Source organism: Pantoea alhagi, from assembly GCF_002101395.1.
Taxonomy (GTDB): Bacteria; Pseudomonadota; Gammaproteobacteria; order Enterobacterales; family Enterobacteriaceae; genus Mixta; species Mixta alhagi.
On sequence record NZ_CP019706.1, the window covers coordinates 3,778,752 to 3,793,447 of the forward strand.

The window sequence follows — 14,696 nt, forward strand, 5'->3', positions numbered from 1 at the left end:
TTTTAGTATGTTGTAACTAATTAACTTTATTAAAAAGCGCACCCCGTATGAACGGTACCCCTGCTGGCGAGCCAAAGGATACCGTCAGATGTGGTGCGCTGTAGTCAGGGTTTTAGTCTAATGCGCCTCACCGGTGCATTCTGCTGCCGATCCCATATCACCGTCAGCAGACGCTGGAGCGCGATAAAAGCAAACAGCAGAATGCCAATGGCGATTTTGGTCCACCATGAACTCAGGGTGCCGTCAAAATTAATCCAGGTCTGAATCAGTCCCTGAATCAGCACGCCGAACAGCGTGCCCAGCACGGTGCCTACCCCGCCCGAAAGCAGCGTGCCGCCAATAACGACCGATGCGATAGCATCCAGCTCCACGCCCATGCCCGCCAGCGCATAGCCCGCCGAGGTATAGAGCGAGAAAACAATCCCCGCCAGCGTTGCCAGTAAAGTGGAAAGCATGTAAACCTTCACGGTGGTGGCGCGGGTTGAAACGCCCATTAGCTGCGCCGAATGCATACTGCCGCCGATGGCATATACCTGATTGCCAAAGCGCGTACGATGCGCCAGCATAATTCCCAGCACCACCACCATCAGCATGATTAACGCCATCAGGCTCAGCCGCCCTCCGCCCGGCATTTTCCACGCCATACTGGAAAGCGTGCTGTAAAGGGGATGATCAATCGGTATCGAACTTTCCGCAATCAGATAGCTACAGCCGCGCAGAAAAAACATCCCCGCCAGAGTAATAATAAATGCCGGGATCTTCAGCGCATCGATCAGCCATCCCATCAGCGCGCCGAAAGCGGCGCCCGCCAGCAAAATGATGCCAAAGGCCAGCCAGGGGGAAAGATGGAGGTCGCCAATCGCTCTGGCAAGAAAAACGCCGGTAAAGGCGATCACTGCACCAACAGAGAGATCGATCCCGCCAGAGAGGATCACAAAAGTCATGCCAACGGCGATAATGCCAAGAAACGCGTTATCGGTAAGAATGTTGCCAATTACGCGCGTGGAGGCGAAACCGGGAAACTGCGTCAGACAAAACAGGTAACCGGTGACAAACACCAGTAACGTAATCATCAGGGGTAAATGACGTTTAAGCATTGTTGCCTCGCCGTTTCAGTAATTGCAGAAAACGCGGCGACTGCAGCAGCAGGACCGCCATCACCACTACCGCTTTGACCACCTGATTCAGCTCCGGCTGAAAGCCGGAAAGCAGAATGCCGGTATTCATCGCCTGAATAATCAGCGCGCCCAGCAGCGAGAGCCACAGATTAAAACGCCCACCCATCAGCGAAGCGCCACCTATCACCACTGCCAGAATCGCATCCAGCTCCAGCCATAAGCCGGCATTGTTGGCGTCGGCACCGCGTATATCCGCTGCAACAATCAGCCCGGCCACCGCCGCGCACAGTCCGCTAATCACATAAGTAGACATTACCACCAGCCAACCGTTAACACCGGCGTTGCGTGCTGCGCGTAAATTAATCCCCACGGCTTCGATAAACAGCCCCAGCGCGGTTTTACGCGTCAGCAGCCAGACCAGCAGCGCAACGATCGCCGCGATCCATACCGGCACTGGCAACAGCGCAAACGCCCCGCTACCGATCCAGCCCAGCGCATCGCTATTAAAGGTAACGATTTGCCCCTGGGTAATCAGCTGGGCGATACCGCGACCGGCCACCATCAGGATCAGAGTGGCAACAAACGGTTGGATCTTCAGCAGCGCCACCAGAATGCCATTCCACAGGCCACACAGCACGCCACTGGCCATTGTCGCCAGAATAATCACCGGTAAACTATGCCCCGCTACCGTTAGGGTTGCTGCCGTGGCGCCGGCAATCGCCATAATCGCACCCACGGAAAGATCGATGCCCCCGGTGGCGATCACCAGCGTCATGCCGATGGCCAGCAGCGCAACCGGCACTGCGCGGTTAAGTATGTCGATCGGGCTGCCAAACAGTCGCCCATCCTGCAAATGCAGCGCAAAAAAGTTTTGTGCCACCAGACTGTCGACCAGTAGCACCAGAATCAACGCCGCCAGCTGCGGCATACCGGGGGGAAATTTACGCTTCTGCATCGTGGGCTTCTCCGATAACAGGTGGCTTTCAGGCATGTTGAGTTCCTCCATCCGCAATTGCGCTGACGATTGCCGCCACCGACAGTTTCTCCAGTGGAATTTCCGCGACCTGTTGTCGATCGCGCAAGATCACCACACGATCGGCGTAACCCACCAGCTCTTCCAGCTCTGAAGAGATCACCAGGAGCGCCAGCCCGTCAGCGCAAAGCGTCTCGATCAGGCGAATAATTTCCGCATGTGCGCCAACGTCAATGCCACGCGTCGGCTCATCAAGAATCAAAAACTGGGGTCGGGTAACCAGCCAGCGCGAGAGCAGTACCTTTTGCTGGTTACCGCCTGAGAGCAGTTCAACAGGCTGATCCTCGTTGGGTGTACGAATACCCAGCTGGCGAATAAAACGCTGGGCGATCTCACTCTGTTCGCGATCGCTAATTGGACGCAGCCAGCCCCGCTGCGCCTGTAGCGCCAGAATGATATTTTCCCGTACCGAAGCGGCACCGATGATACCGTCGGTTTTACGATCTTCGGGACAGAACCCCATGCCAAGTCGTGAAGCCTGCGCCGGACTACGGATGTTTTGCTTTTTACCGCGGATGATGGCCGTACCGCTATCGGGACGGCGAATGCCAAACAGCAGTTCAGCTGTCTCAGTACGCCCCGATCCTAATAGCCCCGCCAGCCCCACCGCTTCGCCCGGGCGTACCTGCAGATCAAACGGCTCAATTGCGCCCTTCTTACCGTAATGATGAAATTCTACTACCGGTTTTTCACTGCGCAGCGTGCGTCCGGCACGCTGCAGCGCCGTTTGCAGCAGGTCGCGGCCCAGCATCAGTTTAATCAGTTCCAGTTGGGATAGCGTATGGGTGTCACGGGTAGCGATATATTGCCCGTTACGCAGTACGGTAATGCGATCGCAGATGCGATAAACCTGGTCAAGGAAGTGCGTGACAAAGATCAGGCTCATACCTTTGGCTCTGAGCTGATTCATCAAGGTAAACAGCATTTCAACTTCGCTGGCATCGAGGCTGGCGGTCGGTTCATCCAGGATCAGCACCTGAGCTGAGAGGTCTACCGCACGGCAGATAGCGATAATTTGCTGCATCGCCACAGAGTAGTGCCCCAGCGGGCGGTTAACATCCAGTTCAAAACCATAACGATTAAGCAGGCTGCGGGCTTCCCTGACTATTCTTTTTCGATCAACCATCCCGAAGCGGCGCGGCTCGCGCCCGATAAACAGATTATCCGCCACCGACATATTCGGCAGCAAATTAACCTCCTGGTAAACGGTCCCGATCCCGGCCTGCTGCGCCTGAGCGGTATTGCGCGGCGCTATCGGCTGACCATTCAGGACAATCTCACCGGCGTCACGCTGATAAACGCCGGTCAGCACTTTAATCAGAGTTGATTTTCCCGCTCCGTTTTCGCCCAGCAGCGCCATGATCTCTCCACGCCGCAGGCTAAAAGAGACGTTATCCAGTGCCTTTACGCCGGGAAAGAATTTGCTGACGCCACGAATATCCAGCAGCCGATCTGTTTGCTCGTTCATAATGCGCCTCGGTAGATAAGAAGGTCGGCGCAGGCAGCGATGCCTGGCCGACAGCTGGGGTTAAGCACGCCTTAATAGCCCATATCTTTTTTCTTATCGAGCTCGCTTTGCGCATCGGCAGGCAGCCAGAGCGTAGTCACGGTTTTAATCACTTTTGGCGGTACGGTGCCGTTCTGCCTGAATTTCTCCAGCGCGTCAAATGCCGGGCCAGCCATATTCGGTGTTAACTCAACGTTGGCGTTGGCTTCGCCTGCCAGCATCGCTTTATAAATATCGGGTACGCCATCAATCGAGCCGGTGAGAATATCTTTGCCCGGTTTTAATCCGGCTTCTTTAATAGCCTGAATCGCGCCGATAGCCATATCATCGTTGTGCGCATAAACCATGCAGATATTTTTTCCGTTATTCTCCGCCTTAATAAAGCTCTCCATCACCTCTTTACCTTTGCTACGGGTAAAGTCTCCGGACTGCGAACGAATTATTTTGATCCCCGGCGTATTGGCGATCGCTTCAGCGAAGCCTTTTTTGCGATCGATAGCCACACTGGCCCCTACCGTTCCCTGCAGCTCTACAACGTTACAAGGCTTGCCGTTCATCTGTTTTACCAGCCAGTCGCCGATTAACCGTCCTTCCAACACGTTGTCTGCGGTGATGACTGACATATAGAGTGACGGATCTTTCACTACGATGGCGCGGTCAAGCAGGAACACCGGGATCTCTGCATCCTTCGCTTCTTCCAGTACCGGTTCCCAACCGGTTTGCACCACCGGCGCAATAAAGATGGCGTCTACGCCCTGCGCAATAAACGAACGTACCGCCTTGATCTGGTTTTCCTGTTTCTGCTGACCATCGGCAATTTTCAGGGTGATGCCACGCTTTGCCGCCTCGCTTTTCGCTACGCTGGTTTCAGCAGCGCGCCAGCCTGATTCAGAGCCAACCTGAGAAAAGCCAACGGTTAAATCTGCCGCCAGCACCGGCGCGGCGAGCGCAGCGCTCACCATGGCTGAGATAAGTAAACGCTTCCACATAATATTTATTCCTCTGATGGGATTCAGATGTTCAGGTACAAAAGCCCCTACAGCCTGGCCGATTCGGCTACGTCAGATTTGGATATACTTCACAAAATCCAATTAATTAAATGAGTTAACTGTTTCAGGTTTGATAATCTTCTGTAGGTAATATGGATGATTCGCCTGAAGTTGGTTTGCGAGACTGTTAAATAAATGTAATAAAGAGAAGCGCTTAGCAAACCTCTCTTTGGAACCGATTACAAAGACGTGTAAACTTCAGTCATCAGCGTTAACGCCAGATTCTGCCGGTTAAATAACGGATTTGTGATGATTCGCACAATGCAGGAGTGTGCCTTTTTTAGCGAAAATGTTAACAATTAAGGCGCAGATGACCAAAATGTAAGAATAATGAAGTTTATTGTGACAGATAGTTTGTCACTTTTCCCTTATATGACAACTCTGTAGTTAAATGTTATTTATTAGGAAAAATCCTATCGCTCGCTTCAATTTTGGTTATAAGTCGCCGCGTAATCGTTTGCTATGATAAAAAAGTCGCTCAAAGGTTGAGTTTGAATCTTAACTCTTTCTGAACAGCGCTATTTTCTGAATTTAACCAATTTTTATCTGGCAGGATCTGGACAGATGGCGCGGCCTCTCTATACTGAGTCGCTCATTCTTCTTTCCATAATTATGGTTATTATGACAGCGCAAGATTACCTGTTGAAATTTCGTAAAGTGAATACCTCAGAAAGCCTGGAAAAATTATTTGATCATCTTAATTACTCGCTGACTGACGATCGGGAATTAATGAATATGTACCGCGCTGCCGATCATCGACGTGCAGAGCTGGTTTCCGGCGGACGGTTATTTAATTTAGGCGAAGTGCCTAAGTCAGTTTGGCGCTACGTGGTTTAATCCTGCCTGTTTCCTTCCGCTTCTTTCCCCTATAATGCCCGGTCCAACAGGCGTGATTCGCTTGGACAACGCCTGTCTCACGCCACCGTTTCTGCTGTAAGGAATGCATTATGTCATTAACCCCTTCCCCGCCGCGTCCTGGCGGCTGGCTACTGCTGCCGCTCGCCTGGCTGATTGTGACCCTGATAACCAGTGCGCTGGTCGTGGTGATGTATATTAGCGCCCTGTTTAATCCCGCGTGGCGCGAGCTGCTGTTCAGTCATGACCATACGTTTCTTTTACAGTGGGGATTATCGCTGGCAACGTCGCTGGCCGTATGGTGTTACAGCGCCTGGGTAACGTGGATTTTCTGTTTGCGCTCGCGTCGCCTGCCACGTCATTACATTATCTGGCTGCTGTTAACGGTGGTGCTGGCTTTAAAAACCTTCGCCTTTTCACCGGTCACCGATGGCGCGGCGGTGCGCTCTTTGCTGATCGCTTTGCTGGCGGCGGCAGTCCTGGTGCCCTATTTCAGACGTTCCCGTCGGGTGAAAGAGACGTTTATCGCGCCCTGAGCGCCATGATAATCACCTTAAATTTAATCCTGAGTGCTTTTGCTGCTTTTTTAACGGCGCGGTGCCGTTGTGATAGCATCGGGAATATTTGATAATAAGCGGCTTTTATTACTCCGGGCGAAACGATGACCGATTACCTGCTTCTTTTTGTTGGCACCGTACTGGTGAATAACTTCGTTCTGGTGAAGTTTCTCGGCCTTTGCCCGTTTATGGGCGTCTCCAAAAAGCTGGAAACGGCGATAGGCATGGGGCTGGCGACCACCTTTGTGATTACGCTGGCCTCAATTTGCTCCTGGCTGGTGAACCATCTGATTCTGTTGCCGCTGGATCTCGTTTACCTGCGTACGCTCTCCTACATTCTGGTGATTGCGGTAACCGTACAGTTCACCGAAATGGTGGTGCGTAAAACCAGTCCGCCGCTTTATCGTCTGCTGGGTATTTTTTTGCCGTTGATTACCACCAACTGTGCGGTGCTGGCGGTGCCTCTGCTGAGCGTTAACCTCAACCATACCTTTTTGCAGGCGGCGCTCTATGGCTTCAGCGCTTCGCTGGGCTTTTCGCTGGTAATGGTGTTATTTGCCGGGATGCGCGAGCGTCTGGTGCTGGCTAACGTACCGGCGCCGTTCAAAGGTTCTTCTATTGCCCTGATTACCGCTGGCCTGATGGCGCTGGCGTTTATGGGCTTCTCTGGTCTGGTGAAATTCTGATGTCCGCTATCTGGATAGCTGTTATTGCAATTAGCGCCCTGGGCCTGATTTTTGGCGGGCTGCTGGGCTACGCTTCGCGCCGCTTCAAAGTAGAAGCGGACCCCATCGTGGAACAAATCGACGCGACTCTGCCGCAGAGCCAGTGCGGACAGTGCGGTTACGCTGGCTGCCGCCCTTATGCCGAAGCGGTCGGTAACAATGGCGAGGCGATCAATAAATGCGCCCCCGGCGGTGAGCAAACCATGCTGAAACTGGCAGAGCTGCTGAATGTTGAGCCGCAGCCGCTGGATGGCGATGCCAGCGTCAAAGAGCCGGTACGCACCGTTGCCTGGATTGACGAGGCCAACTGTATTGGCTGCACCAAGTGTATTCAGGCCTGTCCGGTAGATGCTATCGTCGGTGCCACCCGTGCCATGCATACCGTGCTGAGCGATGTGTGCACCGGCTGCGACCTTTGCGTTGCCCCCTGCCCGACCGACTGTATTGAAATGCGCCCGGTTGCCACCACGACAGCCAACTGGAAATGGGATCTGCACACTATCCCTGTTCGGGTTATTCCTGTGGAACATCATGCTTAACCTTCTGAATCTATTCCGTAAAGATAAAGTCTGGGATTTCGACGGCGGCATTCATCCGCCTGAAATGAAAACCCAGTCAAACCGTACGCCGCTGCGTCAGCTGCCGCTGGCGGATCGCTTTATTATTCCGCTGAAACAACACATTGGCCATGAAGGCGAACTCTGCATTAAGCCAGGTGACAAGGTGCTGCGCGGCCAGCCGCTGACGTTCGGCAATGGCCGAATGCTGCCGGTGCATGCGCCGACTTCCGGCACGGTAGAGGCGATTGGTCCGCATATGACTGCGCATCCTTCCGGGCTGGCTGAGATCTCTGTATTTATCATTCCTGACGGTGAAGATCGCTGGATTGAGCGCCAGCCTCTGACCGATTATCGCCAGCTGCCGCGTGAAGAGCTGATAAAACGTATTCATCAGGCGGGCGTGGCAGGCCTTGGCGGTGCAGGCTTCCCTACTGCAACCAAGTTAAAAGGCGGGCTTAACAGCACCCGTACGCTGATCATTAACGCCGCCGAATGTGAACCCTATATCACTGCCGACGACCGGCTGATGCAGGATTGTGCCGATGAGGTGCTGGAAGGCAGCCGTATTCTTGCATGGGTGTTACAGGCGGAGCGCGTGCTGATCGGCATTGAGGACAATAAGCCAGAAGCGATTGCCGCCCTGAAGCGTGCGCTGGGCAACAGTACCGATCTGCAACTCCGCGTGATCCCCACCAAGTACCCTTCCGGCGGTGCAAAACAGTTAACTAAAATTCTTACCGGCAAAGAGGTCCCACACGGCGGGCGCTCTTCTGATATTGGCGTGCTGATGCAAAATGTCGGCACCGCCTGGGCGGTTAAGCGCGCTATTATCGACGGCGAGCCGCTGACCGAACGCGTAGTGACCCTGACTGGCGAAGCGGTGACGCAGCCCGGTAACGTCTGGGGACGTCTTGGTACACCCGTCAGCCATTTGCTGCATCAGGCGGGTTTCCAGCCGCAGCCGCAGCAGATGGTGATTATGGGCGGTCCGCTGATGGGCTTTACCCTGCCCGCGCTGGATGTGCCGGTGGTAAAAATCACCAACTGTCTGCTGGCACCTTCCGCCAGCGAGATGGGCGCGCCTCAACAGGAACTCTCCTGTATTCGCTGCAGCGCCTGCGCTGATGCCTGTCCGGCGAATTTGCTGCCGCAACAGCTTTACTGGTACAGCCAGGGGGGCGATCATGACAAAGCGCGGGCTTACCATATCGACGATTGCATTGAGTGCGGTGCCTGCGCCTGGGTTTGTCCCAGTAATATACCGCTGGTGCAGTATTACCGTCAGGAAAAAGCGGAACTGCGCGCTATCGATCTGGAGGCAAAACGTACCGCTGAGGCCAAAGCGCGTTTTGAAGCGCGCCAGGCGCGTCTTGAGCGTGAAAAGCTGGAGCGCGAAGCGCGTCATTCTCAGGCGAAACGCCGGGTCAGCGCCAGCGAGCAGGACGAAATCGCCGCCGCGCTTGAACGCGTAAAGGCGAAGAAAGCCGCTGAAACTGTTGAGGTGCAAGCCGGACAGGAGCCAGACAACGCTGCGGTTATTGCGCAACGCGAAGCGCGTAAGGCGATGGCCCGCGCACGTCAGGCAGAAAAACAGGCTGAAACCGAGCCGCTGTCGCGTCAGGCTGGCGATCCGCGCAAGGCGGCTGTGGAAGCCGCTATCGCTCGCGCCAAAGCGAAAAAAGCGCAGGTGGCAGGCGTCGCGCGTTCAGAAGCTGAGAATGATATGAATGCGGAAAGTCACAGCGTGCCAGCGACCGATGCGACCTCTCCGGTTGCCGATGCCGCCACGCCGGTCGATCCGCGCAAGGCAGCGGTGGAAGCCGCCATTGCCCGCGCCAAAGCGAAAAAAGCAGCGCAGGCGCAGGCCGCCAGCGCTGATGTATCAAACGTTGTCGGGCAGCCGCAAAGCCATCCGGCGGCTGACGACGCGCCGGTCGATCCGCGCAAGGCAGCAGTAGAAGCCGCCATTGCCCGTGCTAAAGCGAAAAAAGCGGCGCAGGCCGCCAGCGCTGATGCACCAAACGTTGTCGGGCAGCCGCAAAGCCATCCGGCGGCTGACGACGCGCCGGTCAATCCGCGCAAGGCAGCAGTAGAAGCCGCCATTGCCCGTGCTAAAGCGAAAAAAGCGGCGCAGGCCGCCAGCGCTGATGCACAAAACGTTGTCGGACAGCCGCAAAACCTTCCGGCGGCTGACGAAGCGCCGGTCGATCTGCGCAAGGCAGCGGTGGAAGCCGCCATTGCCCGCGCTAAAGCGAAAAAAGCAGCGCAGGCGCAGGCCGCCAGCGCTGATGCACCAAACGTTGTCGGGCAGCCGCAAAGCTATCCGGCGGCTGACGAAGCGCCGGCCGATCCGCGCAAGGCAGCGGTGGAAGCCGCCATTGCCCGCGCCAAAGCGCGTAAAGCACAGCAGCAGAGCCTTGAGGATTAAATGTTTCGTATTGCAAGCTCCCCTTATACTCATAACCATCGCGCCACCAGCCGCATTATGCTGCTGGTGCTGCTGGCCGCCGTACCGGGCATCATTGCCCAGTGCTATTTCTTTGGCTATGGCAACCTTATTCAGATAGCGCTGGCGGCGCTGACGGCCTGGGGCACCGAGGCGGCCATTTTACATCTGCGCAAACAGCCGGTACTGGTAAACCTGAAGGATCACTCTGCCCTGCTGACTGCGGTGCTGCTGGGCATTAGCCTGCCGCCGCTGGCTCCCTGGTGGCTGATTGTTATTGGCACTGCCTTTGCCATTATTATCGCCAAGCATTTATATGGCGGGCTGGGACAAAACCCGTTTAACCCGGCGATGATCGGTTATGTGGTGCTGTTAATCTCCTTCCCGGTGCAGATGACCAGCTGGCTACCGCCCCAGGCGCTGCAATCCGTCACGCCCGACCTGGCTGACTCGCTGAGCATGATCTTTACGCATCACACGCTGGCAGGCGATACCATGCAACAGCTGCAGCTGGGCGTGGACGGCATTAGCCAGGCAACCCCGCTGGATAATTTTAAAACCGGCCTGCGCGCCGGCCACAGCGCCGATCAGCTGCTGGCCCAGCCGATTTACAGTGGCGTGCTTGCCGGCCTCGGCTGGCAATGGGTGAATGCGGCTTTTCTGCTGGGCGGGCTGTTTCTGCTGGCGAAAAGCACTATCCGCTGGCATATTCCGCTGAGCTTTCTGCTTGCGCTACTGCTTTGCGCCACGCTGGGCTGGCTGTTTTCTCCCGCTACGCTGGCGTCGCCGATGATTCATCTCTTTTCCGGTGCAACCATGCTGGGCGCGTTTTTTATCGCAACCGATCCGATTACCGCCTCCACTACCAATAAAGGCCGCCTGCTTTATGGCGCGCTGATTGGTCTGCTGGTCTGGCTGATCCGTAGTTTTGGCGGTTATCCGGATGGCGTTGCCTTTGCGGTGCTGCTGGCGAATATCTGCGTGCCGCTGATCGATTACTATACCCAGCCGCGCGTATACGGCCACCGCAAGGAGTAAAGCATGCTGGATACCATACGTAAAAATAGCGTAAGGCTGGCGCTGTTTGCCGCTGTAACCACCGGCCTGACCGCAGTGATCAATACGGTTACCAGACCGACTATTGCTCACCAAACCGCAGTGCAGCAAAAAATCCTGCTGGATCAGGTGGTGCCGCCCGAAAAATATAATAACGTAATGCAGGATGAATGTTACGTTGTCACCGATAGCGCGTTAGGCAACGACAAGCCCCACCGTTTATACGTGGCGCGTAAAGACGATCGCCCGGTCGCGGCGGCGCTGGAAACCACCGCGCCAGACGGCTATTCCGGCGCAATCCAGATGCTGGTCGGCGCAGATTTCCACGGCAAAGTACTGGGCGTGCGGGTGGTTGAACATCATGAAACGCCAGGCCTTGGCGATAAAATCGATCTGCGCATTTCCGACTGGATCACCGCTTTTAGCAGCGTACAACTGAACGGCGCGCAGGATACCCATTTCGCGGTGAAGAAAGATGGCGGTGATTTCGATCAGTTTACCGGCGCGACCATTACCCCACGTGCAGTGGTTAACGCGGCTAAACGCGCTACGCTGCTTATAGAAACTCTGCCAGAAAAAATTTCTGCGCTACCCGTTTGTGGAGACGCTAATGAGTGAAGCTAAAAATTTATTAATCGGCGGCCTGTGGAAGAACAACTCTTCGCTGGTGCAGCTGCTGGGCCTCTGCCCGCTGCTGGCCGTGACCTCCACTGCCACCAACGCGCTGGGGCTGGGGCTGGCGACCACGCTGGTGCTAACCATCACCAACAGCGCTATCTCCGCCTCGCGCCGCTGGGTGCCGTCGGAAATCCGTATTCCTGTTTACGTCATGATCATCGCCTCGGTGGTGAGCTGTGTGCAGATGCTGATTAACGCTTACGCTTATGGCCTGTATCAGTCGCTGGGGATCTTTATCCCGCTGATTGTTACCAACTGCATTGTAGTGGGACGCGCGGAGGCGGTCGCCTCGAAAAGTTCTGTGCCGCTGTCGGCGCTGGATGGCTTTGCCATCGGCATGGGTGCCACCTGTGCGATGTTCGTGCTGGGCTGCCTGCGTGAAATTATTGGCAACGGTACAATTTTTCACGGTGCCGATCAGTTGCTGGGTAGTTGGGCAAAAGTGCTGCGCATCGAAGTAGTACATTTCGACTCGCCAATGCTGCTGGCGATGCTGCCACCGGGTGCCTTTATTGGCCTCGGTATGCTGCTGGCGGCCAAATATATTATCGATCAGAAATTGAAGGCGCGTGCCGCCGCGCAGCAGAGCCTTGCACAGGAACCAGCCGGGAAAGCGGTGTGAATAAAGAAAAACGCTATCAAATTTTGTCACGACTGCGGGATAACAATCCTCATCCGACAACCGAACTACAGTTTAACTCCCCTTTTGAGCTGCTGATTGCAGTGCTGCTCTCGGCGCAGGCCACCGATGTCAGCGTCAATAAGGCAACGGCGAAGCTCTATCCGGTCGCCAATACGCCCGCAGGAATGCTGGAGCTCGGCGTCGAGGGCGTAAAGCAGTACATTAAAACCATCGGCCTGTTTAACAGCAAAGCGGAAAACGTGATTAAGACCTGCCGCATTCTGCTGGAGCGGCATAATGGCGAAGTGCCGGAAGATCGCGCCGCGCTGGAAGCCCTGCCCGGCGTCGGGCGTAAAACCGCCAACGTGGTGCTGAATACTGCCTTTGGCTGGCCGACAATCGCCGTGGATACCCATATTTTCCGCGTCTGTAACCGTACCAATTTTGCGCCTGGCAAGAACGTTGAGCAGGTAGAAGAGAAGCTGCTAAAAGTGGTGCCCGCTGAATTTAAAGTGGATTGCCATCACTGGCTGATTTTACACGGACGTTATACCTGCATTGCCCGTAAACCGCGCTGCGGTTCCTGCCTGATTGAAGATCTGTGCGAATATAAAGAGAAAGTCGATCTCTAAAGCGTCGTGTTTATACCAAATAAAAAGCTGACAGGCAGGCATTGCAATCGGGTTCAATGGAGAGAGCTTTTCCTGAATAGCGGATGCCTGATCGCTTCCTGCCCTGTAAAAAGGCCAGTCAGCCTGCACTGACTGGCCCGGATGATGCTGATCGGCTTTGCTTACGCGCTTTCCTGCGCATCCGCCTCGGCAATTTCCTGTTCGCGCTGCAGGCGATAATAGTCCGCCTGCGATGGCGCGAGCGGCTGTTTGCCACGGATCAAATCGGAGATTTTCTCAGCGATCATTACTGTAGGCGCGTTCAGGTTACCGGTGGTGATTTGCGGCATGATCGAGGCATCCACTACGCGTAACCGCTGCAGACCATGTACCCGCCCTTCACTGTCTACCACGTCCATTTCACCGTAACCCATCGCGCAGCTGCCGCAGGGGTGGTAAGCGGTTTCTGCATGCTCGCGGATAAAGGCGTCGATCTGATCGTCGCTCTGCACTGCGATGCCCGGCTGGATTTCCGCGCCACAGTAGGGCTCGAGCGCTGGCTGACGCATGATCTCGCGCGTCAGCCGCACCGCCGCGCGAAACTCCACCCAGTCGCGCTTTTCTGACATATAGTTGAAAAAGATTGATGGCGCGTCATAAGGATCTCTGGACTTCAGTTTAATACGCCCGCGGCTCATGGAACGCATCGGCCCGACATGCGCCTGGAAACCGTGCTCTTTAACCGGGCTGCTGCCATTATAATTAATTGCCACCGGCAGGAAGTGATATTGCAGATCCGGCCATTCCGGATGTTTATCGCTGCGGATAAAACCGCCCGCTTCAAACTGATTGCTGGCACCGATGCCGGTTCCTTTCAGCAGCCACTCGGCACCGATTGCCGGCTGGTTCCACCACTTCAGTGCCGGATAGAGAGAAATTGGCTCTTTACAGCGAAACTGCATATAGATCTCCAGATGATCCTGCAGATTGCGCCCTACGCCCGGCAGCGCATGCACTACATCAATATCCAGTTCGCGCAGCCACTCTTCCGGCCCCACGCCGGAGCGCTGCAGGATCTGCGGCGAGGCGATAGCGCCAGCGCACAGCAACACTTCTCGCCGTGCGCTGGCCTGCTGACGCGCGCCCTTACGCAGCCAGGTTACGCCGCTGGCGGTTTTACCCTTAAACAGAATTCGATCGGTTTGCGCATGGGTAATAATCGTCAGGTTTGAACGCTGTTTTGCCACGTCAAGATAGCCGCGCGCGGTGCTGGAGCGATGTCCCTGTGGCGTAACGGTGCGATCCATCGGCCCGAAACCATCCTGGCGATAGCCGTTCAGATCGTCGGTTTCATGGTGTCCTGCCTGTTTTGCCGCCTCGATAAAGGCGCGATAAAGCGGATTATTGCCGGTTTTCGGCGTGGTTACGCTCAGATAGCCTTCGCCGCCATGATAGTCGTTTTCGCCGATATCACGCTTTTCTGCCCGGCGGAAATAGGGCAAACAGTGCAGATAAGACCAGCTTTCCAGCCCCGATTTTTTTGCCCAGCCATCGTAATCCAGCGCGTTGCCGCGAATGTAACACATGCCGTTGATTAACGAGGAGCCGCCCAGCCCTTTGCCGCGTCCACACTCCATCCGGCGATGGTTCATATGGGGTTCAGGATCGGTTTCGTAGGCCCAGTTATAGCGTTTACCCTGTAACGGATAAGCCAAAGCGGCTGGCATTTGGGTACGGAAGTCCCAGCGGTGATCGCGTCCGCCTGCTTCCAGTAACAGTACCGATACGTCAGCATCCTCGGTAAGGCGCGTCGCCAGCACATTTCCCGCTGAACCGGCACCAATAATGATGTAATCAAATTCCTGCATTAAACCTCCGG

General features: G+C 55.4%; 14 protein-coding genes. 9 read left to right on the forward strand and 5 right to left on the reverse strand.

Translation table 11 applies throughout. The features are described from left to right. Window positions 1-104: 104 nt before the first annotated feature. From yjfF to ytfQ, 4 genes are all read right to left on the reverse strand, one after another. Window positions 105-1,097 (reverse strand): galactofuranose ABC transporter, permease protein YjfF, encoded by a 993-nt coding sequence (yjfF, locus tag B1H58_RS17820; RefSeq protein WP_085071786.1) that lies wholly within the window; start codon window positions 1,095-1,097, stop codon window positions 105-107. Next, window positions 1,090-2,109, reverse strand: coding sequence for a galactofuranose ABC transporter, ATP-binding protein YtfT (ytfT, locus tag B1H58_RS17825; protein WP_085071787.1), 1,020 nt, complete (start codon window positions 2,107-2,109; stop codon window positions 1,090-1,092). Before ytfT ends, yjfF begins: the two co-directional genes overlap by 8 nt. Beyond that, on the reverse strand, window positions 2,102-3,619 hold the full coding sequence (gene ytfR, locus B1H58_RS17830; RefSeq protein WP_085071788.1) for a galactofuranose ABC transporter, ATP-binding protein YtfR: 1,518 nt from the start codon (window positions 3,617-3,619) through the stop codon (window positions 2,102-2,104). Before ytfR ends, ytfT begins: the two co-directional genes overlap by 8 nt. A gap of 71 nt (window positions 3,620-3,690) precedes the next feature. Further along, the gene (gene ytfQ / locus B1H58_RS17835) at window positions 3,691-4,647 is read right to left on the reverse strand and encodes a galactofuranose ABC transporter, galactofuranose-binding protein YtfQ (RefSeq protein WP_085071789.1); all 957 of its coding nucleotides are present in this window, start codon (window positions 4,645-4,647) and stop codon (window positions 3,691-3,693) included. A 681-nt stretch (window positions 4,648-5,328) separates the two neighbouring features. On the opposite strand from ytfQ, the gene ydgT reads away from it, so the two are divergent. From ydgT to nth, 9 genes are all read left to right on the forward strand, one after another. Next, window positions 5,329-5,544, forward strand: a complete 216-nt coding sequence (gene ydgT / locus B1H58_RS17840) for a transcription modulator YdgT (RefSeq protein WP_157130207.1) — start codon at window positions 5,329-5,331, stop codon at window positions 5,542-5,544. Window positions 5,545-5,654: 110 nt separating this feature from the next. Continuing rightward, window positions 5,655-6,098, forward strand: a complete 444-nt coding sequence (locus B1H58_RS17845) for a DUF2569 domain-containing protein (protein WP_085071790.1) — start codon at window positions 5,655-5,657, stop codon at window positions 6,096-6,098. A 125-nt stretch (window positions 6,099-6,223) separates the two neighbouring features. Then, window positions 6,224-6,805 carry an electron transport complex subunit RsxA gene (rsxA, locus tag B1H58_RS17850; protein WP_085071791.1) on the forward strand — a complete coding sequence of 194 codons (582 nt, stop codon included), beginning with the start codon at window positions 6,224-6,226 and terminating at the stop codon, window positions 6,803-6,805. Continuing rightward, on the forward strand, window positions 6,805-7,383 hold the full coding sequence (gene rsxB / locus B1H58_RS17855; RefSeq protein WP_085071792.1) for an electron transport complex subunit RsxB: 579 nt from the start codon (window positions 6,805-6,807) through the stop codon (window positions 7,381-7,383). The genes rsxA and rsxB overlap by 1 nt, the downstream gene beginning before the upstream one ends. Then, complete coding sequence (rsxC, locus tag B1H58_RS17860; protein ID WP_085071793.1) at window positions 7,376-9,832, forward strand: electron transport complex subunit RsxC; 2,457 nt, start codon at window positions 7,376-7,378, stop codon at window positions 9,830-9,832. The genes rsxB and rsxC overlap by 8 nt, the downstream gene beginning before the upstream one ends. Next, complete coding sequence (gene rsxD / locus B1H58_RS17865) at window positions 9,833-10,888, forward strand: electron transport complex subunit RsxD (protein ID WP_085071794.1); 1,056 nt, start codon at window positions 9,833-9,835, stop codon at window positions 10,886-10,888. A 3-nt stretch (window positions 10,889-10,891) separates the two neighbouring features. Further along, the gene (gene rsxG / locus B1H58_RS17870) at window positions 10,892-11,524 is read left to right on the forward strand and encodes an electron transport complex subunit RsxG (protein WP_085071795.1); all 633 of its coding nucleotides are present in this window, start codon (window positions 10,892-10,894) and stop codon (window positions 11,522-11,524) included. Continuing rightward, a complete protein-coding gene (locus tag B1H58_RS17875; protein WP_085071796.1) occupies window positions 11,517-12,206 on the forward strand; it encodes an electron transport complex subunit E in 690 nt (229 codons plus the stop codon). Before rsxG ends, B1H58_RS17875 begins: the two co-directional genes overlap by 8 nt. Continuing rightward, the gene (nth, locus tag B1H58_RS17880) at window positions 12,203-12,838 is read left to right on the forward strand and encodes an endonuclease III (protein WP_085071797.1); all 636 of its coding nucleotides are present in this window, start codon (window positions 12,203-12,205) and stop codon (window positions 12,836-12,838) included. Before B1H58_RS17875 ends, nth begins: the two co-directional genes overlap by 4 nt. 161 nt (window positions 12,839-12,999) lie before the next feature. Here nth and betA read toward each other — a convergent pair whose 3' ends face one another. After that, window positions 13,000-14,685, reverse strand: coding sequence for a choline dehydrogenase (gene betA, locus B1H58_RS17885; RefSeq protein WP_085071798.1), 1,686 nt, complete (start codon window positions 14,683-14,685; stop codon window positions 13,000-13,002). Between the last annotated feature and the right edge of the window lie 11 nt (window positions 14,686-14,696).

Coding starts and splice junctions, on each gene's coding strand:
- yjfF (WP_085071786.1), bottom strand. CDS start 1,097: ATGCTTAAACGTCATTTACCCCTGATGATTACGTTACTGGTGTTTGTC.
- ytfT (WP_085071787.1), bottom strand. CDS start 2,109: ATGCCTGAAAGCCACCTGTTATCGGAGAAGCCCACGATGCAGAAGCGT.
- ytfR (WP_085071788.1), bottom strand. CDS start 3,619: ATGAACGAGCAAACAGATCGGCTGCTGGATATTCGTGGCGTCAGCAAA.
- ytfQ (WP_085071789.1), bottom strand. CDS start 4,647: ATGTGGAAGCGTTTACTTATCTCAGCCATGGTGAGCGCTGCGCTCGCC.
- ydgT (WP_157130207.1), top strand. CDS start 5,329: ATGACAGCGCAAGATTACCTGTTGAAATTTCGTAAAGTGAATACCTCA.
- B1H58_RS17845 (WP_085071790.1), top strand. CDS start 5,655: ATGTCATTAACCCCTTCCCCGCCGCGTCCTGGCGGCTGGCTACTGCTG.
- rsxA (WP_085071791.1), top strand. CDS start 6,224: ATGACCGATTACCTGCTTCTTTTTGTTGGCACCGTACTGGTGAATAAC.
- rsxB (WP_085071792.1), top strand. CDS start 6,805: ATGTCCGCTATCTGGATAGCTGTTATTGCAATTAGCGCCCTGGGCCTG.
- rsxC (WP_085071793.1), top strand. CDS start 7,376: ATGCTTAACCTTCTGAATCTATTCCGTAAAGATAAAGTCTGGGATTTC.
- rsxD (WP_085071794.1), top strand. CDS start 9,833: ATGTTTCGTATTGCAAGCTCCCCTTATACTCATAACCATCGCGCCACC.
- rsxG (WP_085071795.1), top strand. CDS start 10,892: ATGCTGGATACCATACGTAAAAATAGCGTAAGGCTGGCGCTGTTTGCC.
- B1H58_RS17875 (WP_085071796.1), top strand. CDS start 11,517: ATGAGTGAAGCTAAAAATTTATTAATCGGCGGCCTGTGGAAGAACAAC.
- betA (WP_085071798.1), bottom strand. CDS start 14,685: ATGCAGGAATTTGATTACATCATTATTGGTGCCGGTTCAGCGGGAAAT.